Annotated in this window: 18 protein-coding genes and 1 pseudogene; 16 read left to right on the top strand and 3 right to left on the bottom strand. The window is 34.9% G+C overall.

Annotated features, from left to right (window positions below; translation table 11 throughout):
* The first annotated feature begins 497 nt into the window (after nucleotides 1-497).
* Nucleotides 498-905 (top strand): helix-turn-helix transcriptional regulator, encoded by a 408-nt coding sequence (locus ABDZ84_RS09250; RefSeq protein WP_343781220.1) that lies wholly within the window; start codon nucleotides 498-500, stop codon nucleotides 903-905.
* Nucleotides 906-991: 86 nt separating this feature from the next.
* On the opposite strand, the pseudogene ABDZ84_RS09245 reads toward ABDZ84_RS09250, so the two are convergent.
* Nucleotides 992-1,416: pseudogene (locus ABDZ84_RS09245) on the bottom strand (IS3 family transposase); the annotation flags it as partial.
* Nucleotides 1,417-2,536: 1,120 nt separating this feature from the next.
* On the opposite strand from ABDZ84_RS09245, the gene ABDZ84_RS09240 reads away from it, so the two are divergent.
* Nucleotides 2,537-3,007: a DinB family protein gene (locus tag ABDZ84_RS09240; RefSeq protein ID WP_026681315.1), complete on the top strand. Its 471-nt coding sequence runs from the start codon at nucleotides 2,537-2,539 to the stop codon at nucleotides 3,005-3,007.
* 141 nt (nucleotides 3,008-3,148) lie between these two features.
* On the opposite strand, the gene ABDZ84_RS09235 is transcribed toward ABDZ84_RS09240, so the two are convergent.
* Complete coding sequence (locus ABDZ84_RS09235) at nucleotides 3,149-3,490, bottom strand: hypothetical protein (protein WP_343781217.1); 342 nt, start codon at nucleotides 3,488-3,490, stop codon at nucleotides 3,149-3,151.
* 581 nt (nucleotides 3,491-4,071) lie between these two features.
* On the opposite strand from ABDZ84_RS09235, the gene ABDZ84_RS09230 reads away from it, so the two are divergent.
* The 8 genes from ABDZ84_RS09230 (at nucleotide 4,072) to ABDZ84_RS09195 (ending at nucleotide 14,126) form a co-directional block, all read left to right on the top strand.
* Nucleotides 4,072-5,052, top strand: a complete 981-nt coding sequence (locus ABDZ84_RS09230; protein ID WP_026681313.1) for a tetratricopeptide repeat protein — start codon at nucleotides 4,072-4,074, stop codon at nucleotides 5,050-5,052.
* Between the two features lie 124 nt (nucleotides 5,053-5,176).
* Nucleotides 5,177-6,463: a trigger factor gene (gene tig / locus ABDZ84_RS09225; RefSeq protein WP_026681312.1), complete on the top strand. Its 1,287-nt coding sequence runs from the start codon at nucleotides 5,177-5,179 to the stop codon at nucleotides 6,461-6,463.
* Between the two features lie 402 nt (nucleotides 6,464-6,865).
* Nucleotides 6,866-8,146 carry an ATP-dependent protease ATP-binding subunit ClpX gene (gene clpX / locus ABDZ84_RS09220; protein WP_026681311.1) on the top strand — a complete coding sequence of 427 codons (1,281 nt, stop codon included), beginning with the start codon at nucleotides 6,866-6,868 and terminating at the stop codon, nucleotides 8,144-8,146.
* 246 nt (nucleotides 8,147-8,392) lie between these two features.
* A complete protein-coding gene (lon, locus tag ABDZ84_RS09215; protein WP_343781214.1) occupies nucleotides 8,393-10,729 on the top strand; it encodes an endopeptidase La in 2,337 nt (778 codons plus the stop codon).
* Nucleotides 10,710-11,297 (top strand): ribosome biogenesis GTP-binding protein YihA/YsxC, encoded by a 588-nt coding sequence (gene yihA, locus ABDZ84_RS09210; RefSeq protein WP_343781212.1) that lies wholly within the window; start codon nucleotides 10,710-10,712, stop codon nucleotides 11,295-11,297. The genes lon and yihA overlap by 20 nt, the downstream gene beginning before the upstream one ends.
* A gap of 497 nt (nucleotides 11,298-11,794) precedes the next feature.
* Complete coding sequence (locus tag ABDZ84_RS09205) at nucleotides 11,795-12,607, top strand: transporter substrate-binding domain-containing protein (protein WP_026681308.1); 813 nt, start codon at nucleotides 11,795-11,797, stop codon at nucleotides 12,605-12,607.
* 93 nt (nucleotides 12,608-12,700) lie between these two features.
* A complete protein-coding gene (locus ABDZ84_RS09200) occupies nucleotides 12,701-13,363 on the top strand; it encodes an amino acid ABC transporter permease (RefSeq protein WP_026681307.1) in 663 nt (220 codons plus the stop codon).
* Between the two features lie 40 nt (nucleotides 13,364-13,403).
* Nucleotides 13,404-14,126: an amino acid ABC transporter ATP-binding protein gene (locus ABDZ84_RS09195; protein ID WP_425542106.1), complete on the top strand. Its 723-nt coding sequence runs from the start codon at nucleotides 13,404-13,406 to the stop codon at nucleotides 14,124-14,126.
* A 63-nt stretch (nucleotides 14,127-14,189) separates the two neighbouring features.
* Here the strand turns inward: ABDZ84_RS09195 and ABDZ84_RS09190 are convergent, their stop codons facing one another.
* A complete protein-coding gene (locus ABDZ84_RS09190) occupies nucleotides 14,190-14,672 on the bottom strand; it encodes a LiaI-LiaF-like domain-containing protein (RefSeq protein WP_343781207.1) in 483 nt (160 codons plus the stop codon).
* Between the two features lie 251 nt (nucleotides 14,673-14,923).
* Between ABDZ84_RS09190 and hemA the strand changes: the two genes are divergently transcribed.
* The 6 genes from hemA to hemL are packed head-to-tail and all read left to right on the top strand — an operon-like array spanning nucleotide 14,924 to nucleotide 21,147.
* Nucleotides 14,924-16,294, top strand: a complete 1,371-nt coding sequence (hemA, locus tag ABDZ84_RS09185; protein WP_026681304.1) for a glutamyl-tRNA reductase — start codon at nucleotides 14,924-14,926, stop codon at nucleotides 16,292-16,294.
* Between the two features lie 16 nt (nucleotides 16,295-16,310).
* Nucleotides 16,311-17,129: a cytochrome c biogenesis protein gene (locus ABDZ84_RS09180; protein ID WP_026681303.1), complete on the top strand. Its 819-nt coding sequence runs from the start codon at nucleotides 16,311-16,313 to the stop codon at nucleotides 17,127-17,129.
* A gap of 20 nt (nucleotides 17,130-17,149) precedes the next feature.
* Complete coding sequence (gene hemC, locus ABDZ84_RS09175; protein WP_026681302.1) at nucleotides 17,150-18,079, top strand: hydroxymethylbilane synthase; 930 nt, start codon at nucleotides 17,150-17,152, stop codon at nucleotides 18,077-18,079.
* The gene (locus ABDZ84_RS09170; protein ID WP_121605441.1) at nucleotides 18,079-18,840 is read left to right on the top strand and encodes a uroporphyrinogen-III synthase; all 762 of its coding nucleotides are present in this window, start codon (nucleotides 18,079-18,081) and stop codon (nucleotides 18,838-18,840) included. The genes hemC and ABDZ84_RS09170 overlap by 1 nt, the downstream gene beginning before the upstream one ends.
* 6 nt (nucleotides 18,841-18,846) lie before the next feature.
* Nucleotides 18,847-19,827 (top strand): porphobilinogen synthase, encoded by a 981-nt coding sequence (gene hemB, locus ABDZ84_RS09165; RefSeq protein WP_166530554.1) that lies wholly within the window; start codon nucleotides 18,847-18,849, stop codon nucleotides 19,825-19,827.
* 33 nt (nucleotides 19,828-19,860) lie between these two features.
* Complete coding sequence (hemL, locus tag ABDZ84_RS09160) at nucleotides 19,861-21,147, top strand: glutamate-1-semialdehyde 2,1-aminomutase (protein WP_026681299.1); 1,287 nt, start codon at nucleotides 19,861-19,863, stop codon at nucleotides 21,145-21,147.
* Nucleotides 21,148-21,573 lie beyond the last annotated feature (426 nt).

The following is a 21,573-nucleotide window of genomic DNA, read 5'->3' as shown; positions in this document are numbered from 1 at the left end:
TCATTTTCTTGTAATTTCATTTCAAAATCTAAAGGCAAAACGACTTGATTCATGGTATAATGTTTAAACAAAAGGGATACCTCCGGTTCTGTTTGGGTGTGATTACTTTAACTTTACCAGAAGGTATCCCTTTTGCGTACATAAATCTCAAAAAAGTGGTACTCACCAAATTATTGGCGAGTACCACTTTTTATTTTACTGGGTTTTGTCCCAGCCCCTTCTTTTTTGTTTCAATTTGTAAGCAATAAGCTTTTTATCTTGTTCATAAACTTATATAGCCATTGATTGGTATTACAATAATATCCTGTATTAGCTGTTTTAAACTCAGTAAATTTAATCAACTTCTTTCTAGGAATTGATTAATGAAAAGCCCTCATTAAAATTAAGGGTTGTTACTACTACATATCTCTATGTAAACTATTAGTTGGCATTTGCAACTTTACGTTTATTTCACAAAAAATAAATTTATTGTAATCTATTCTCAAGGAGGGATTAGTGTGGACATTTCATTTGGACACAAAATAAAAAGTTTGAGAGAAAAAAACGGTCTATCTCAAGAGAACCTTGCAAAACAATTAAATGTATCTCGCCAAGCTGTATATAAATGGGAAACAAATAAAGGATATCCAGACATTGTTAATCTAATTCGAATCAGTGATATATTTGAAGTAACGCTTGATGAATTAATTAGAGAGGATAAAGATCTACAAGACAAAATTACAATTGATGAAGAAGAGTACTTTGAAAAATTATCTGATCCAGGTTTTTATATAGGAATAATTATACTCTTTATTAGCATATTTATTGAGAATTCACCCGACTATTTAATGATACTTGGAATTTTATGCATGGTGTTTTTTGATGATTTATTAAAGTCAATTAAAGCAGCTATTCGATTTAAATAACCATACATATCCTTGTTTTTTCAAAAATAAAAAGTCCTTACTAAAATTTGAAATGTACTCTTTGTCAAGGACATGTAAAAAAAAGACTATGCTACATCCAAAAGATGACTTCTGTATAGCACTGGAGTCATCTTTTTAAGATCCCATTGATATCTATAGTTATTGTAATAAATCATGTATTGTTTTATTTCTTCTTCTGAATTTTCACACTGTGTTATATAAGCTTCATCATTAAAATCACCAAAGAACGATTCTTGAGGGGCGTTATCCTAACAGTTTCCTCGTCGTGACATAGATTGTCCTAATTTATATTTCATTAGTAATACCTTCCTTGATATAAATGCGTCTTTTGCTAATTTTACTCTTGGAATTTCCTTTGATTTCCGGATTATATCTGCTGCCATTCTAATGCAAGGCTACTAGAAACGTTATATACCAGCAATTCATTTGTTGATCCATCCTTAATGGTGGATAAATATGCTTTCTTCCCACTGCCATCAAATAAATAAGACCATCTATTATCAGCAGATTTAATACGATCTATTCCAAGTATACTTATATCAAAACCATACTCTACAAATATCTCTCGGAAACTTTTCTTATTTGTTTTCTGTAATGAAAATGCGCTTAAATTCATCTGTATAAGTAATTCCTCACTAACTGATTTAACATATGGATAACGTGAACGTATCTTAATTTCTTTTTCTGTAAATAATTTGTTACTCATTTTAGTTTTCCCATTATACATAAAAGTACCCTATAGAGTAGTATTTTTTAAAGTGTTGTCTACTCTGTAGGGTACATTCTAAATAGTCGGGGCTTATTTTTTCTTGTTTTCACTCTTTAAAACATTCATGTAAGCTAGTAATAAAATAAGAAAACCTATACCTAAAATGCCTCCCACTGTAAATAAAAAATCCATGTTGAATACCGCCCTTTAAAACAAATTTATATAATTCAATTATTCTATAAATCGAGTCCAAAGTCCACTTGTTTATGGTAATATCTAGAAAAAAGGCGATAGGAGGATTAAGTTTTGAAATAGCTGAATCATTATATGTTATTGGTGTTCTATGTAAAAAGTATTTGATGTTGAGTGAAAATACAGTATAATGTAACGTAAGTAGTAAAAACGTGATAATATTTTATAATACTGCTTATTTTAGATTCGGAAAATTCACATGATTTAATTGACTGAATGAGTTTTTCAATCGATTGAATTTAGTCAAGAGAGCTTGCTTCATTATGGCAATTGGCTTCGGCTATTTACTTTCACTTTTAAGTTTGGTTATCACTTATTTACTTAGCAAAGGTAAGTCAATAAAAAGAAAATATATCTACTTCGGAATCATGGTTATGACAGTGCTGGCTCCATTTTTATCCTTTGCGATCGGATTGACATATGCAAGGATTGTTGAAAATGGTTGGGCGGCATTGATTATATGGTACTTATTTCCGTTATTTTTCCTATTAGGGCTCATTCTCCTTCTGGTGGGTACTTTTAAAAAGCGAGTGGAATAATGACTATTATACTTATTGTAGTGAGTATATGCTATTTATAATGAAAGTAAATATGATTAAAGAGCTTAAATGGTTAGGTTTTCATATTTATAGTTAGGGATGGTGTTTACATGGTTCAAGCAAGTACAGTTCTCTTAGATCAGTTGTTAGCAAATGCAAATGATCGAAGCTGGTATGTTTCTTTTGAGGAGTCCGTTGAGAATCTATCTGAAGAGGATGCATTTTGGAAGCCAGATGATCAAAGTCATAGTATAGCAGAGATTGTGCAACACCTTATTTATTGGAATGAAGTATGGCAACAGAGATATGAACAGCGTAATTTTAATGCCGTAACGTCCTTGGACAATAATTCAAAAAGTTTTTCTGTAAAAAGGGATGATAGTTTTAAGCTGCTTAAAGGTCGGTTATTGGAAGTACTTTTACGTTGGCAGGACATAATTACAGAAGATAGTTTACATATGGGTGTAACAGGCTTTCCCGTCGAAGCTGAGTGGTGGGGATTAATTAGTAACGCTGCTACACATAATGCTTACCATATAGGGCAAATAGCTTACTTGAGAAAAATGAAAAAAGACTATTAAATATATGCGTATAAGGATTAATGATATGGATAGAGCATCCAGTCTTAAGGCTTGGTGCTTTACTTTTTTTATAGTATATAACGGTTTAGTGTTCTTATACTTATTTCTAAGTTTGATGAGGACAGAACTACCTTACATTACTCAATCCATATAGAAAACTTCAATTGTATGAGTATCGAAAATTTTATTATATGGAAACCTATTTTGTTCCATGCTTACATGATACGTATTGCCTTCCTTAATATCCTTCCAGCTTTCAGCGATTGGTATAACCTCTTCATTTCTAATTAATATCTTAGAGTCACTTAAGTCTAATGTTACCTTTTCCGTATCTCCAACTTTATGAAATGTGACCATATATTGTCCTTGTTTATCTTCCTTCTTATCTAGATGTATTAAACCAAAATATCCGGGTTTAGAATAGTAATTATGTACAAGTAATAAGAAGAGAAAGAATGCCGTTATGATTACAAATTTTTTCAACCTATATACTCCTTCTATTCCTGTGATTTTAAATAGTAAATCGATGCCAAGATTTTAAGTTAAATTATCTATTTTAAATGAGTTATGTATTGAGCCTCATTGAAGCAAATACTAGAATTAGAATCGCAAAAAATCAGTATGAAAAGAATAGCTGCCTAAATTGTATCGTTTAAACTGAGAGGTAATTATCCGATATAATTATCATACAATACATGACAACAATAAAATAAGTAACAATAAAATACAATATAAAATTTAAAAAATTATATTGTAAACTTGAAAGTCTGTTGTTAATATGAATGGAACACATCGTAGAGGGAATTAAGATTGAGATGACATAGTAGTTTTTTCGTAAGTACCGAACAGTACCTCTCATTTAAATCGAAGGTAAAGAATAAGAGATCAATGAAATTGGAATTTTTCGTCTTAATAAATTTATATTTATAGATTTATTTTAATATATATAAATTTTGATAAAGAAATTACTTTGCTTATAAATTTGGTTTTAAATTACTTTGCTTAGGGAATGTATATCTAGTATCTTATATATAAATACTAAAACTGCAGAAAGGAGGAAGATGATGCAGCAGCTACCTGAGAACGTCATTCTTTTTCCAAAATGGAGAACAATTTTGGAAGAGGAAAGCTTAACGGCTCTCAAAGAGAAGAAATATGCAGAAGCACTATCGAAATTAGATAAATTATTAAGCTATCAAGTAGATAGCTATGAAATCATAAGTGGTAAACTTATTTGCTTGATGGAGCTTGGTCGCCATCAAGAGGCACAAGATATATGTGAAGAATTGTTAAAACGAAAAGATGCACATTATTATCATTATTTACATATTTACTTAACCATTCTATTCCAAACAAATCAGTATGATCTACTTATGGAACAAGTGGATTTTGAATTCGCTACAAATGCAGTTCCACCTATCATGCAGGAACAATTTCAACAGCTATATGATATGAGTAGTAAAATGAAGGCGGATATAAATGTAGAACACGCGTCAGCTTATTTGGATGATCTAACGCAAGCCATTTCCTCAGATGATTATAAAAGGCAGTGGCAGCTCATTGAGGATTTACGTAAGCTGAAAACACAACCGACAAAAAGAATCCGCAGTTTATTATTAAATAAGGATATCCATCCTGTAATCAAGTCAGCTATTTTTATGTGGTTACAGGAAGTAAATGATATGGATGCTGTTGAGATACATAAATGGGATAAACAAATGACGGTTAAACCAAGTGATATTGGAAAAATACATAGCCTTCCTGTAACGAAGCAAATTCTACTTATTATAAGTGAGCTTGAACAAACGAATCCTTCTATGTTTGAATTGCTTTATAAATTAATACACCATTATATGTACGTTAGATATCCGTCAGTTCCTCCAGAAGAAGATGCTGAATATATTGCAAAAGCATTAAAGCAGGTAGGTTCTGACTATTTAAATATACATACAATGACTTCTAAGGATGACAATGAGAAAGTAAAATATTATATAGAAGAAATTGAGCTGTGTGAAACACTTTATGCAAGTATTATTGAGGAATAAGAATCACTTTAAATGCTTGAAAGGACATGCAATTATGTTATAATAAGATGGTTGTATTTTTAGATCATTATCTAGTAATGAACGTGTAAAATGAAGGACACAATAGATTTTGGAGGGAATTTTTATGTCAGCGAAATGGGAAAAACAAGAAGGAAATGAAGGAGTACTTACGATAGAAGTAAGTGTTGAAGAATTTGACAAAGCATTGGATAAAGCTTTTAAGAAAGTGTCCAAAGATGTGCAAATTCCTGGATTCCGTAAGGGTAAAATTCCACGTGGACTCTTTGAAAAAAGATTTGGTGTAGAATCATTATATCAAGATGCTGTTGATATTGTACTTCCTGATGCTTATATGAAAGCAGTTGAAGAAACAGGCATTGAGCCAGTAGCTCAACCAGATGTAGACATTGAAACTATTGAAAAAGGTCAACCACTTGTATTTACTGCTAAAGTAACAGTTAAGCCTGAAGTGAAACTTGGCGATTATAAAGGGTTAGAAGTGGAAGAAGAATCTGTAGAGGTTACAGATGAAGATGTTGATCATGATTTAGAGCATCAGCGTCAACACCATGCAGAATTAGTAATAAAAGAAGAAGGAAAAATTGAAGATGGCGATACAGCTGTTATTGATTTCGAAGGCTTTGTTGATGGAGAAGCTTTTGAAGGTGGAAAAGGTGAAAGTCATTCCTTAGAGATCGGCTCTGGTCAATTTATTCCTGGATTTGAGGAACAATTAATTGGAAAGGAAACAGGTGACGAAACAGAGGTTACCGTAACGTTCCCAGAAGATTATCATGCCGAAGAGCTTGCTGGTAAAGAAGCAACCTTTAACGTGAAAATTCATGAAGTAAAATATAAAGAATTACCTGAACTTGATGATGAGTTTGCTAAAGATTTAGATGATGAAGTTGAAACACTAGAAGAATTGAAGAGTAAGAAAAAAGAGCAGCTTTTAGAACAAAAGAAACAAGATGCAGAAAACAAAAAACGCGAAACATTAATTGAAAAAGCTAGTGAGAATGCAGCAATGGATATTCCAGAAGCAATGGTTGATACGGAGCTTGACCAAATGGTTAAAGAGTTTGAACAACGTCTGCAAATGCAGGGAATGACTCTAGAAATGTATTCTCAATTCTCTGGTCAAGATGAAGCTGCACTGAAGGAACAAATGAGAGAAGACGCAGAGAAACGTGTAAAAACAAATCTTACCCTAGAAGCTATTGTGAATGAGGAAAATCTTGAAGTTTCAGAAGAAGATGTAAATGAAGAACTTGAAAAAATGGCATCCATGTATGGTGCTGAAGTAGAACAACTTAAGCAAATGCTTGGCGGTAATACGGATGCAATCGAGGGTGACTTGAAAATGAGAAAAGCGATTGATTTCCTTGTAGAACAAAGCAAAACAGTTTAATCTTGATTGGATAGGTTTATATACTGTAGGATAAGGCAAATACTAAAACAAGGTGCGATGTGTTCGCACCTTGTTTTCCATTATTTACTCTCAAAGAATTTGGGTGAATTATAAATTAAGCGACTTTATTTAGAGAACTAACATATAGTATAAATAGTATGTACTGACTTTTAAATTGAAAATTCCAAGTAAATATGGGATGCTTGGTAATATGTAGCTTTATGATTAAATGATTGATGGTTATGTCAGATCATTGAAGAAAATGGATGACATGGGTAGCAAAAACCTTTTAAAAAGGTTTATTATTTTGTATTTTAATTTTGATCTGATATGATGACTATAAAGTTGAAACCTAACGAAGAAAAGCTTAGGAGTAGATTTAAACTTTTAGGGGTGAAAATGATGTTTAAATTTAATGAAGAAAAAGGACAATTGAAATGTTCATTCTGCGGTAAAAGCCAGGATCAAGTTCGTAAATTAGTTGCTGGACCGGGCGTTTATATATGTGATGAGTGCATAGAGCTTTGTACTGAAATTGTTGAAGAGGAATTGGGCACGGAAGAAGAAACAGAGCTTAAAGAAATCCCGAAGCCAAGAGAAATTTGTGAAATATTAGATGATTATGTAATTGGTCAAGATAAAGCCAAGAAAAATTTATCTGTGGCTGTTTATAATCACTACAAGCGAATTAATACACCGAAAAGCACAGTAGACGATGTGGAACTGTCAAAAAGTAACATTGCGATGATTGGGCCAACAGGAAGTGGTAAAACACTTTTAGCACAAACATTAGCTCGTATCATTAATGTCCCTTTTGCAATGGCCGATGCTACATCCTTAACGGAAGCTGGTTATGTAGGTGAAGATGTGGAAAACATTTTACTTAAACTAATTCAGGCAGCAGATTATGATGTGGAGAAAGCCGAAAAAGGTATCATTTATATTGATGAGATTGATAAAGTTGCTCGAAAATCAGAAAACCCATCAATTACACGTGATGTTTCTGGAGAAGGTGTTCAACAAGCACTATTAAAAATTCTGGAAGGGACAGTAGCGAGTGTACCTCCACAAGGAGGGAGAAAGCACCCCCACCAAGAATTTATCCAAATTGACACAACCAATATATTATTTATTGTAGGTGGAGCGTTTGATGGTATCGACCAAGTAGTGAAACGTCGATTAGGAGAAAAGGTTATTGGTTTTGGTGCCAACGAAAGACAACAGGAGCTTGAAATGGGACAGTTACTTGCTAAAGTTCTTCCAGAAGATTTACTTCGATATGGATTAATTCCTGAATTCATTGGAAGAATTCCTGTGATCGGCAGCTTAACACCGCTTGATGAAGAAGCGCTTGTGGAAATATTGACAAAGCCAAAAAATGCTCTCGTAAAGCAATATGAGAAGCTATTCCAAATGGACGATGTTGAATTGGAATTTGAAGAAAACGCATTAAAAGAAATTGCGGCAAAGGCAATCGAAAGAAAGACAGGAGCCAGAGGCTTGCGTTCTATCATTGAAGGTATCATGCTCGATGTGATGTTTGATCTTCCATCAAGAGAAGATATAGAAAAATGTATTATAACTGAACAAACTGTTCAAGATGAAAATGGAAGCCCTAAATTAGTGTATAGGGATGGTACGGTTACAGAAGGTAATAAGAAGCATCCTCGAGAAAGTGCATAACACCTACCATTAAATCTAAGTTGAATACTGATGTTAAGGAGACTGACTTTATTACACGTTTTCATGTAACCAAGTCAGTCTCTTTTCATGACTGAATTGTATATTTATCTTGAGCAAGCGAATCATAAGAATAGCAACTAAAACAAATTCGATATATTGATTTACAAATTTAAGACTTTTATATAAACTTTAAGCACATATGAAAAAATGTGAAATATTGATTACATAGTTTTGGAGGTACATATCATGACAAAAGAAAACATGCAGCTTCCCCTCCTTCCTTTACGCGGACTTTTAGTATTTCCATCTATGGTAATACATCTTGATGTGGGTCGTGCTAAATCAATTGCAGCATTAGAGAAAGCAATGATGGATGATCAGGAAATCTTTCTCGCTGCACAGAAAAAAGACAGGCTGGAAGAGCCAGAGCCAAAAGATATTTATTCTACAGGTACGCTAGCTACGGTTAAACAGATGATAAAGCTTCCAAATGGAACAATACGTGTATTAGTCGAAGGCCTTTATCGTGGAGAAATAGTCCGTTATGTGGAACAAAACGAAGAGTTCGTGGTCGAAATCAAAAAGTTAGAAGATATTCAAACTGACTATCATGAGGAAGAGGCCCTCATGCGCTCACTGTTAAACCAATTTGAGCAATACATTAAAGTATCTAGAAAACTCACTCATGAAACCTTCGACATCGTTTCCGATATTGAAGAACCTGGGAGATTAGCGGATATGATTACCTCGCATTTATCCTTGAAAATAAAAGAAAAGCAAGAGCTATTAGAAACAACAAATGTAAAGGATAGATTAAAGCAGTTAGTTCGAATAATTTCAAATGAAAAGAAGGTCCTTGATTTAGAAAAGAAAATCGGACAACGTGTAAAAACATCTATGGAAAAAACACAGAAAGAATTTTATTTACGTGAGCAGCTAAAAGCTATTCAAAAAGAATTAGGTGAAAAAGATGGTAAGTCAGGTGAGGTAAGTCAGTTAAAAGAAAAAATTGATCAATCAGATATGCCAGATAATATTAGGGATGTGGCATGGAAAGAATTAGACCGGTATGAAAAAGTACCACAAAGTTCTGCTGAAAGTTCTGTAATCCGCAACTATCTAGAATGGTTATTATCATTACCTTGGACAGAAAAAACACAGGATACGATCGAAATTGAATATGCAGAGGAAATATTAGATAGAGACCATTATGGTCTTGATAAGGTAAAGGAACGAATACTAGAATATTTAGCTGTACAAAAATTAACCAATTCAATAAAAGGACCTATATTGTGTTTAGTTGGACCACCTGGGGTTGGGAAAACCTCATTAGCAAAATCCATTGCTAGATCAATAAACCGTAATTTCGTTCGAATTTCCCTTGGAGGAGTTAGGGATGAGGCTGAAATAAGAGGACATAGACGCACTTATATTGGTGCCATGCCCGGTAGGATTATTCAAGGAATGAAGAAGGCAAAAACGGTAAATCCTGTTTTTTTATTAGATGAAATAGACAAAATGTCAAATGATTTCCGTGGTGATCCTTCATCTGCAATGTTAGAAGTGCTTGATCCAGAGCAAAATAGCAATTTCAGTGATCATTTTATTGAAGAGACTTATGACCTTTCCAATGTACTATTTGTAGCAACAGCAAATTATGTAAATAATATTCCTGAGCCATTATTAGATCGAATGGAATTAATTTCTATTGCCGGATATACAGAAGTCGAAAAGCAATATATAGCGAAGCAGCATCTATTGCCGAAGCAGTTAAAAGAAAATGGGTTGAAGAAAAGTAATTTACAAATCCGCGATGATGCACTTTTAAAATTAATACGTACATACACTAGAGAGGCAGGAGTACGTAATTTAGAAAGACAATTGGCTACCCTTTGTAGAAAGGCAGCTAAAATTATTATTTCCGAAGAGAAGAAACGTGTAATTGTTACTAATAATAGTATTGAAACACTATTAGGAAAACCATTGTACCGTTACGGGTTAATCGAGCAAGAGAATCAGATTGGGACTGCAACAGGTCTTGCATATACTGCAGCTGGGGGAGACACGTTATCAATTGAGGTATCTCATTATCCTGGTAAAGGGAAATTGACACTTACTGGAAAACTCGGTGATGTTATGCAAGAATCCGCTCAAGCAGCATTTAGTTATATACGGTCTCGATCCGAGGAATTAAATATAGATCCTTCCTTTCATGAAAATAGTGATATTCATATACATGTTCCTGAAGGCGCAACCCCTAAGGATGGTCCATCCGCAGGTATAACGATGGCAACTGCGTTAGTTTCTGCGTTAACTGGACGAGCGGTAAAGAAGGAAGTTGGAATGACTGGAGAAATTACATTAAGAGGACGAGTATTACCGATTGGTGGGCTTAAAGAAAAGTCTTTAAGTGCTCATCGTGCAGGTATAACAACGATAATCATTCCAGAGGAAAATGAGAAAGATATTGAATCCATTCCTGAAAGTGTTCGGAATGATTTAAGGTTTATACCTGTTCGTCATTTAGATCAAGTATTAGAACACGCGTTAGTGGGGGAGAAGAATGAAAGTAATAAACGCTGAAATAGTAATTAGTGCTGTAAGTGAAAAACAATACCCAAATGATCACCTCCCAGAAATTGCCTTGGCGGGGCGATCTAATGTTGGAAAATCGTCCTTCATTAATAAATTAATTAACAGAAAAAATTTAGCTCGAACTTCTTCTAAACCAGGTAAAACACAAACACTTAATTTCTATAAGATAAATAATGGTTTCTATTTTGTAGATGTTCCTGGTTATGGTTATGCAAAAGTATCAAAAAAGGAACGAGAAAAATGGGGTAAAATGATGGAGGAGTATTTCGAAAAGCGCTCATCATTAAAAGCAGTCCTTCTTATTACGGATGTCCGTCATGAACCTACAAAAGATGATATTCAAATGTATGATTATCTTAAACATTATGAGTTACCAGTCATTGTAATTGCAACCAAATTGGATAAAGTACCTAAAAGTAAACGTGTCAAACATATCAAACGGACAAAGTCTGTACTACAAATGGAATCAGATGATGTTTTATTACCTTTCTCAGCCGAAACTGGAGAGGGAAAGGATCAGGCATGGTCAATTATTAGGAATCATATCGGTCAATAGATAAATGCAGGTAAGACAAAAGAAATTCAGATAAACACACGAAGATAAGTGGGTAAAGTCATCGAACGGATGATTTTGCCCACTATTTCTATTTAGAAGTTATAGTAAGAGGGAAACGAAAGCTCGAACAAGGTCTATAGGACCTCGATTCCGAATAATAAAACGAACTTCTTCACTTTCATTTTTGCAAAAAGGGATGTCCTACTAAACTTCCTACAGGAAAGGAAGTTTAAAATATCTTTATTATAAACAATAAATGAAATAATATTAAATTTTTAGAATTCAGGAGTATAACTTAGTATTTATGGGTATGTGTAAGAGAAATAGAGTTATAACCTGATAGAATATTCATTTGTTCTTTAAAGATATGAGACTCGCCTATAGCCAATTGGTGATTAATCAATAACATTGTTATAATCTTACTTATTGGTGCGCAATTAAGAAAAATGCGATCTCTTCTGAGCAATTCACTAAGAATTAGAAAGGGTGTTTACCTGTTGAAAAAACTGAATATTACAATATTTGTCTTTTTATTAATGTTGTTTCTTGCTGCTTGTGGGTCAGATGAAGGTTCAACTTCATCAGAGGGTGATTCAGAAAGTGAAAAAAATGCCTTCTCGCTTGTAGAGGATGGAAAGCTTACATTTGCTGCTTCTGGAGAATTTAAACCTTTCAGTTACATGGAGGGGACGAAGATGGTAGGCTATGACATTGCTGTTGGTAAGGCAATTGCTAATAAATTAGGATTAGAACCCAATCCACAGCGTGCAAAATTTTCTGGGATCGTTACAGGAGTTACAGAAGGAAGGTACGACATAGCGGTTGCCAGTCATACGATAACAGAGGAACGTTTAAAGCAGGTTAATTTCTCCCAACCTTATTATTATTCAGGTCCAGTAATTTATACTAGGCCAGACAGTGAAATTCAAGCACCTGAGGATCTTGAAGGCAAAGAGGTTTCTGTTGCGCGAGGAACGACATATATCGAAATGGCAACGGAATATACAGATAACATTCCACAGGTTGATAGTGATGTAGTAGCCTTACAATCTTTGGCAAAAGGGCATCATGATGCTGTCATAACGGACGATGTCACGGGAATAACTGCGATTGATAATGGGTTAAAAATAGAAAATAGAGGTCAGCTTGGAGTAAGCGAACAAGCGATTGCTATTGGAAAAGACAATAATGCGTTATTAAAGGCGGTTAATGAGGCATTACAGGAAATGAAGGAAAATGGAGAGCTTCAAGAGCTCTCTGAAAAATGGGTTGGTGGTGACATTACACAAAAACCAGAAACTGTGGATTAAGCTGTTTGTTGAATAATAGAATAGGATACAGAAGGTTACAAGTGTGCGCAAAAAGTTGCGCACACTTCCATCTTTAAGGGAGGGAAATATGATTTGTCAGCAATCACACACTTTTTTGAGATTTTTACAGGGAGCATAGATGTATTTTTAGATGGACTATGGATAACGATTAAGCTATCTGTTGTTTCTTTATTAATAGCCTTTATCATTGGTTTGTTTTTTGCAATATTGAAGATTTCAAATATAAAAATACTGCAATGGATAGCGGATGCTTATATTTGGATAGTAAGAGGTACTCCACTTATTGTGCAAATTTTTATTCTTTTTTATGGTCTTACTGATATATTACTTATACCAATGTTTTGGGCAGGAGCAGCCGGTTTAGCCTTTCATAGTGGTGCTTATATTGCTGAAATTATCCGAGGTGCTATCCAGTCAATTGATAAAGGACAACGTGAAGCTGGTCGCTCACTGGGGATGAGCAGAGGATTAACGATGCGAAGAATTATTCTCCCGCAAGCTTTTCGCAGAGCAGTTCCCTCTTTGGGAAATCAATTTATCATAGGTATTAAGGATTCTTCCTTAGTCTCTTTTATTGGAATGCAGGATTTATTTGGAGTAGCAAGTACGATGGGATCGAATAGCTTTGATTATCTACCATATTATTTAACTGTAGCAATCTACTATCTCTTGATTGTACTCATTCTAACCTATGTGGTGAATCTAACTGAGAAAAAGCTCGCACGTAGTGATTAATTAGAGGAGGAAAGAAATGGATACATTGAACAACCAAGAAATGATTAAAGTTAATAAGTTAAATAAATCATTTGGCAACTTACATGTTTTAAAGGATATAAATTTAACGGTAAAGGAAAGTGATGTTGTCGTTCTAGTTGGTGCTAGTGGTTCTGGTAAAAGCACGCTACTTCGTTGCTTGAACTTTTTAGAAATAAAAAACAGTGGTCAAATAATCATTGAGGGAGAACAAATTGAAAAGGATACCCATGATCTAAACAAAATACGACAAAAAGTAGGGATGGTGTTTCAACACTTTAATTTATTTCCACATATGACGGTGTTGCAGAATGTTATCGAGGCTCCCATCCAGGTTAAAAAACAAACGAAACAGGAGGCAATAGAAGAAGGAAAATATTTATTAGAGAAAGTTGGTTTAGGAGACAAGTATGATGTGTATCCTTCCACTTTATCTGGTGGTCAAAAACAACGTGTGGCAATTGCTAGAGCATTAGCAATGAAACCGGATGTCATGCTGTTTGATGAACCAACTTCCGCACTAGATCCTGAATTGGTGGGAGAAGTTTTAGCAACAATGAAGGAATTGGCAGAAGAGGGGATGACTATGGTTGTTGTAACACATGAAATGGGATTTGCCCGTGAGGTTGCTGATTGGGCTGTCTATATGCATGAAGGTAAAATTATTGAGGTTGGCAGCCCAAATGAATTATTTGATAATCCAAAAGAAAAAAGGACACAGGCCTTTCTGAGCTCTGTATTATAAAACAACGTATGAAAAAAAGACATTTGCTTAAACTAATGCAGATGTCTTTTTTTTAGGCTAGACTTACTTTTTCCTTTTCAATAGATACAAGCCTAAGACAATAAGAATAACTGGCCAAAATCGTTCTAAATATTCTAGAACGATATAGATCCAATTAAACCAAACCGGCAGTTGAATAGAAAAAAGCATAATAATAGCAAAAACAATAAGTAATAAACCAGGAATGATTCCCTCTTTCGTATGTAAATAGCGGATGATAAATGCTATACCCACGATAAGGAGATACATGGCCCAATGATCTATCCAAAAGGAATAATAAGCAATCCCATAAAAATGTATACCTAATCCTAAGATTACTGTACCAGTAAATAAATTTTGATAACTTTTTGTAACATAGCTATGGATAAGTAATACAAGCCCAATTAGAATGATTATTGTTTGCCATGAATAAAAATTAGATAGTATGGGGATGTTTAATTGTTGTAATAGAAAAAACACACCGATACCAATTAGTAAATAAGCAGTTAAAGTTTGTTGTTTTTTCAAGCTTTCACCTCATGTAGCTGCATTTCAGATTCTTGCTTCTTTTATGCCATTATGATAAAGTACATTCGTGTTAATAATCCTATAATTACTCTACCATATTGTTTCAGATTATGTTCACATTTAAAGAAATTGTAAATAAATAATCATGTTATAATGGAAATTAGCAAAGGTTTTAGTTTATACTAATTATTAAGTAAAACTTTCTATTTAAAGTACGTATGGATTAGCTAGGATTTTTGGGGGTAGATAGTGTGCATATTTTAAAAGTTGGGTTTAATTACAGAACAGCCCCTGTAGAAATAAGGGAGAAGCTTGCATTTTCAGAAGAAGATCTTCATGATGCTATGGTTACGTTGAAGAAACAAAAGAGCATTCTGGAAAATGTGATTGTTTCCACATGCAATCGTACCGAGATTTATGCTGTAGTTGATCAACTTCACACAGGCCGCTATTATATTAAGCAATTTTTAGCGGACTGGTTTCAAGTAGATAAGAACGAGTTCGCACCCTTTTTACGAATAACAGAAGATGATGGTGCGATGGAGCATTTATTTCGTGTAATCACAGGGCTAGATTCCATGGTCTTAGGTGAGACACAAATTTTGGGACAAGTAAAACAAGCGTTTTTAACTGCTCAAAAAATGGAAACAACAGGTACCATTTTTAATGAATTGTTCAAGCAGGCTATTACATTTGGTAAGCGAGTACAAAAGGAAACGTCTATAGGCGAACACGCAGTTTCTGTTAGTTATGCTGCAGTAGAGTTAGCAAAAAAAATCTTCGGCAGCTTACAACATAAACATGTAGTCATTTTAGGAGCAGGGAAAATGGGGGAACTTGCTGCCAAAAACCTCCAAGGCTCTGGCGCAACGCAAATTACAGTTGTTAATCGAACAAAGGAAAAGGCAGAAGTACTTGCAACAAAATTTTCTGCACAATCTGAATCAATGGATTACTTACCACATGTATTAAAAAGTGCGGATATTGTAATTACTTCAACAGGTTCAGATTCCGTAATTCTGACGAAAGACATGGTTGAACCTGTACAAAAAGAACGTAAGGGTAGCCCACTGTTTTTAGTTGATATTGCTGTACCAAGAGACGTAGATCCTGCTATTAGTCAGATGGATAATATTTTCCTATATGATATTGATGATTTGCAGCATATCGTGGATGAAAACTTAGAAGCTAGAAAAAATGCTGCCGAACAAATTGAGTTAATGTTTGAAGCTGAGATTGTATCATTTAAAGAATGGCTTAAAACACTTGGTGTAGTTCCAGTAATATCGGCTTTAAGGCAAAAAGCACTTTCCATCCAAGCGGAAACGGTAAAAAGCATTGAACGTAAAATTCCTGATTTGACAGAAAGAGAAAAGAAAGTTATTAACAAGCATACTAAAAGCATTGTTAATCAACTTCTGAAAGAACCTGTTACGCAAGTAAAGGAATTAGCTGCTGGTCATAATGCTGATGACACACTGCAGTTATTCATTGATATTTTTGGAATTGAAGATGAGGTACAAGCTGAATATGCAAAGCAGGCAAAAAAAAATGATTCGGTTACAGCAATCAAGAAGAAAGAGGTATCCTTTCCGTTGTTGGATAAGATAACAACTTTATAATGAAAGGATTTCACGTATGATTGAACTAAAATGGCTTTATGAATTCATACTGATTATCTATGGTTTGAGCTTGATTGGATATTTTATCGATTTTATTCAGGACAACCGGAAGGTCAATCGAGCTGCCTTCTGGTTGCTTAGTGTGGTTTGGGTTATACAAACCGTTTTTTTATTGTACGAAGTACTAATCGAACATAACTTTCCAATCATTACGTTAAATGATAGTTTGTTTTTTTATGCATGGGTCTTAGTTACGATTTCGTTAATTGCGAACAAATTATTTCCTATTCATTTTATCGTCTTTTTTACAAATGTCTTCAGTTTTTTTATCTTATTATTATATTTACTATTGGATGCACAGGCAAATTTAGAAACACATGGTATCCAGCTTGTTCATGAGATATTAGTTGCTCATATCACGGTTGCCATCATTTCCTATGGTTTCTTTACATTTTCATTTCTATTATCGTTAATGTATATCATTCAATATCAGCTTCTGAAGCGGAAAAAAGGCTTTAAATGGATGTGGAGATTTGGGGATTTAAATAGACTTGATGATTATTCATTTAAAGCAGTAACAATTGGTGTTCCATTATTACTAATTGCTATTATTTTAGGTGTGGTATGGGCATATGTGTCAAACGCAGAATTCTACTGGTTTGATTTGAAAACGATCGGATCTTTCTTTGTACTCGCTATATATATCATTTACTTGATTTTAAGATTACTAAAAGGGTATAAAGGTAAGGTGACAGCAATGTATAATACCGCAGCGTTTCTTATTTTATTAATTAATTTCTTTTTATTTAGCACCTTATCAAATTTTCACTTTTAGTCGTTAAGGAGGAAGTTACAGTGCGTAAAATTGTTGTTGGGTCAAGAAAAAGTAATCTAGCATTAACGCAAACGAATTGGGTGATTAACAGATTAAAACAAGCTGGAGTTGAAAATGAGTTTGAAGTAAAAAAAATTGTAACAAAAGGTGATCGCATCTTAGACGTTACCTTATCAAAGGTAGGGGGAAAAGGACTCTTTGTTAAGGAAATTGAACAAGCTATGTATAATAAAGAAATCGATTTAGCTGTACATAGTATGAAAGATATGCCAGCTAAAATGCCAGATGGTCTTGTGATTACAACCATTCCAGAGCGTGAGGATCATCGTGATGCCTTTATTTCGGAAGGGAATGTTATGCTTCATGATTTAAGGAAAGGGGCGATTGTTGGTACTAGTAGTCTACGTAGAGCGGCACAAATATTAGCTGCACGTCCAGATGTTAGTATTAAGTGGATCAGAGGAAATATAGAGACGCGGATTCGAAAATTAAAGGAAGAAGATTATGATGCGATTGTTTTAGCTGTTTCCGGGCTCAAACGTGTCGGTTTGAGTGAAGAACTAATTACAGAATATTTAGAGCCAGATGTCTGCGTTCCTGCAGTTGGACAGGGCGCTTTAGCTATCGAATGTCGTGAAGATGATCAAGAACTTCGTGCATTACTTTCTAAAATTAATGATGCATCTACAACGCGTACAGTGACAGCAGAAAGAACTTTCTTACATCTTCTTGAAGGAGGCTGTCAAGTTCCTATTGGTGGCTACGCATATTTAGAAGGCGATGATATAATCTTGACCGCGCTTGTAGGTACACCTGATGGGAAAACGATTTTGAAGGAAGTTGTTCGTGGAACAGATCCAGAATTAGTTGGGAAAGAAGCTGCTGAGAGACTGATGAATCAAGGTGCAAAGGAAATTATTGAAAAAGTAAAAGAGGAGCTAGACAAATAATGTCCTTGCCATTATCAGGAAGGAAGATTCTCGTCACTCGAGAACAAACTAAGGCGCTATCATTTGCTGAGAAAATAAAGGCTTTAGGTGGTAAACCTGTTTCAGCTCCATTATTACGCATTGCTTGTAGAGATAGGGAGAATCATTTTGAATTTTTTCAGTCTATCTCTAAATTTGCCTGGATCTTCTTTACAAGTTCAAATGGGGTTGATTGCTTTTTTAAGCTTGTCAATCGTTATCAAGTCGATATACATTTGCAACAAGTAAAGATAGCAGTGGTTGGCCGGAAAACGGAAGAAAAGCTTAAGCAATTTGGATATGCTGCCCAATTTATACCTTCAGCCTATAATGCAGATACGATGGCAACCGAGTTCTTGGAAAAATATAGTGATCCTGGCCCAATTTTATTGATACAAGGTAATCGCTCCAGAGATATTTTGCCGAAACGATTGGAAGCAGAAAATCTATTATTTACACCATTCGTAGTATACGAAACCTATTCCAATGAAGTGATGAAAGATAAATTATCAAGCATTCTAGAAGAACATAGCTTTGATTATCTTACATTTACAAGTCCATCAACTATTGAAGCATTTGTAGAGATGACTTCTCACATACCACATATACCCTGTGTCTGCATCGGTACAACTACTGAACTACGGGCAAAACAAGTGGGATTTCAATCTATATTAGTACCTAATGAATTTACTATTGATGGTATGATAACTTGTATGATAAACGATATTCAAAAGAGAGGATAGATAAATATGAAAGCTACAGAAGGGTTTGCACGTCATCGCAGGCTAAGAAGTTCGGATTCCATGCGGGCATTGGTAAGAGAAACACATTTGCACACTAATGATCTCATTTATCCATTGTTTGTTATCGAAGGTGAGAATATAAAAAATGAAGTACCATCTATGCCTGGTGTTTATCAAGTATCGTTGGATTTATTATTAGGAGAAGTAAAAGAAATTGATCAACTTGGGATAAAAGCATTAATGTTGTTTGGTGTACCTAAGGATAAGGATGAGCAAGGCACTGGTGCATTTACAGATCAAGGGATTGTCCAAGAAGCTACGCGTTTAATTAAAAAGGCACTTCCTTCGATGTTAGTGCTAGCTGATACTTGCTTATGCGAATATACATCCCATGGTCATTGTGGTGTGATTCATAACCATGATGTAGATAATGATGCATCACTAGAATTGTTAGCTAAAACGGCTGTATCACAGGCAGAAGCGGGTGCGGACATAATCGCCCCTTCTAACATGATGGATGGATTTGTAACAGTCATTCGTAGCGCGTTGGATGAAGCCGGATATAAAAATATTCCGATTATGTCCTATGCTGTAAAATATTCTTCAGCCTTCTATGGCCCATTTCGTGATGCAGCTGATAGCACACCGCAATTTGGCGACAGAAAAACGTATCAAATGGATCCTGCAAATCGATTGGAAGCAATGCGTGAGGCGCAATCCGATGTAGAGGAAGGCGCAGACTTTTTGATTGTGAAGCCAGCACTATCCTACTTAGATATTGTAAGAGATGTTAAAAATAACTTTGATGTGCCAGTTGTTGCCTATAATGTTAGTGGAGAATATTCGATGGTAAAAGCTGCAGCAATGAATGGATGGATTAATGAGGAAGAGCTTGTGATGGAAAAGTTACTTTCTATGAAACGAGCAGGTGCCGACTTGATTATTACTTATTTTGCAAAAGATGTTGCAAAATGGTTAAATAAATAGCATTTATCAGTTAAAAAACAGAGGTGATTATTTGTGAAAAGCTTTACCAAGTCTAGCGATGCATACAAAGAAGCAGTTGATTTAATGCCTGGAGGTGTAAATTCGCCTGTCCGCGCATTTAAGTCTGTAGGGATGTCACCAATTTTTATGCAATCTGGCAAAGGTTCTAAAATGAAAGATATTGATGGAAACGAGTATATTGATTATGTATTAAGCTGGGGACCACTTATCTTGGGGCATGCAGATGATCGTGTCGTAGAGAAATTAAAGCAGGTGGCAGAAAAGGGAACAAGCTTTGGTGCTCCTACCTTAGTAGAAAATGAACTAGCCCAACTCGTTATTGATCGTGTTCCATCTATTGAAATGGTAAGAATGGTAAACTCAGGAACAGAAGCCACGATGAGTGCTTTACGTGTAGCGAGAGGCTACACGGGAAGAGATAAAATATTAAAGTTTGAAGGGAATTACCATGGACATGGCGATTCTTTATTAATAAAGGCTGGTTCAGGTGTAGCAACACTAGGACTACCGGATAGTCCTGGAGTTCCAAAGTCAATTGCACAAAACACCATAACAGTTCCTTATAATGATTTGGAAAGTACTCGTTATGCCTTCGAACAATTTGGTGACGATATTGCTGCTGTAATTGTTGAGCCGGTTTCAGGAAATATGGGTGTTGTACCTCCACGTAATAACTTTTTACAAGAGCTACGGACGATTACAGAAAATAATGGTACGGTTCTAATATTTGATGAAGTTATGACAGGATTCCGCGTTGACTATCATTGTGCACAAGGACATTTTGCAGTTACTCCTGATATGACATGCCTTGGAAAAGTAATTGGTGGGGGTCTTCCTGTAGGTGCATATGGTGGGAAAAGAGAAATAATGGAAAAAGTTGCTCCGACAGGAACTATCTATCAAGCTGGAACGTTATCAGGGAATCCATTAGCGATGACTGCAGGTATTGAAACACTAAAAGCACTAACCAATGAAACCTACGTGGAGATTAATAAGAAGGTTGACCAATTAGTGGAAGGCTTCACCCAAGCTGCAACTAAATATAATATTCCATTGCATATTAATCGTGCTGGTTCTATGGTTGGGGTATTCTTTACCAATGAAGATGTGACTAATTTCGCAACAGCACAGACTTCCAATCTAGATTATTTCTCTCAATATTATAAAGGGATGATTGAAGAAGGAATATTTTTGCCTCCATCACAGTTTGAAGGCCTATTCCTATCAACCGCTCATACGGATGAAGATATTGAGAAAACAATTAACGCGATTCATACGGTATTTTCCAAAATTAAATAACAATCATAAAAAGCTATTCTCTGCACGACGGAGATTAGCTTTTTTAATTGTCTAGGAAATTAAAAGTTAACCCATGTGGATAAATATGGGCGTGAGCCGCGTCCAGCTCCAGCGCCCAGAAACTAGGCGACTTCATGAATCACCTTACGATAAGTCATCGTCGGTTCGTAAGTTTACCGTGATTCCTTTATCTTAGTTAACTCGCTCCAGTTGCTATATTTCTAATCGAGTGCTTTTGCTTTTGTTCTAAGTTAAGAAAGTATAAAATCAGTGCAATGACTGCGTTAAGCCAAGTAGTTATTTTGAAATGTTTGATGTATATTGGTAATGCTCCGACTAATTACTTCGCTTTCCGCGGGCACGGCCTCAACTAACTTTGCAAAGAAGAACACGTTGCAAAGTGGATTTTCGGCTCGCGCTAATCCC

It is taken from the genome of Virgibacillus salarius (genome assembly GCF_039521925.1).
GTDB classification, from domain to species: domain Bacteria; phylum Bacillota; class Bacilli; order Bacillales; family Amphibacillaceae; genus Virgibacillus; species Virgibacillus salarius.
This window is presented reverse-complemented; position numbering and strand designations above follow the sequence as displayed.

Bases quoted from the DNA above. Each gene is read 5' to 3' on its own strand.
- ABDZ84_RS09240 (WP_026681315.1), top strand. From the start codon at position 2,537: ATGGTTCAAGCAAGTACAGTTCTCTTAGATCAGTTGTTAGCAAATGCA.
- ABDZ84_RS09230 (WP_026681313.1), top strand. From the start codon at position 4,072: ATGCAGCAGCTACCTGAGAACGTCATTCTTTTTCCAAAATGGAGAACA.
- tig (WP_026681312.1), top strand. From the start codon at position 5,177: ATGTCAGCGAAATGGGAAAAACAAGAAGGAAATGAAGGAGTACTTACG.
- clpX (WP_026681311.1), top strand. From the start codon at position 6,866: ATGTTTAAATTTAATGAAGAAAAAGGACAATTGAAATGTTCATTCTGC.
- lon (WP_343781214.1), top strand. From the start codon at position 8,393: ATGACAAAAGAAAACATGCAGCTTCCCCTCCTTCCTTTACGCGGACTT.
- yihA (WP_343781212.1), top strand. From the start codon at position 10,710: ATGAAAGTAATAAACGCTGAAATAGTAATTAGTGCTGTAAGTGAAAAA.
- ABDZ84_RS09195 (WP_425542106.1), top strand. From the start codon at position 13,404: ATGATTAAAGTTAATAAGTTAAATAAATCATTTGGCAACTTACATGTT.
- ABDZ84_RS09180 (WP_026681303.1), top strand. From the start codon at position 16,311: ATGATTGAACTAAAATGGCTTTATGAATTCATACTGATTATCTATGGT.
- ABDZ84_RS09170 (WP_121605441.1), top strand. From the start codon at position 18,079: ATGTCCTTGCCATTATCAGGAAGGAAGATTCTCGTCACTCGAGAACAA.
- hemB (WP_166530554.1), top strand. From the start codon at position 18,847: ATGAAAGCTACAGAAGGGTTTGCACGTCATCGCAGGCTAAGAAGTTCG.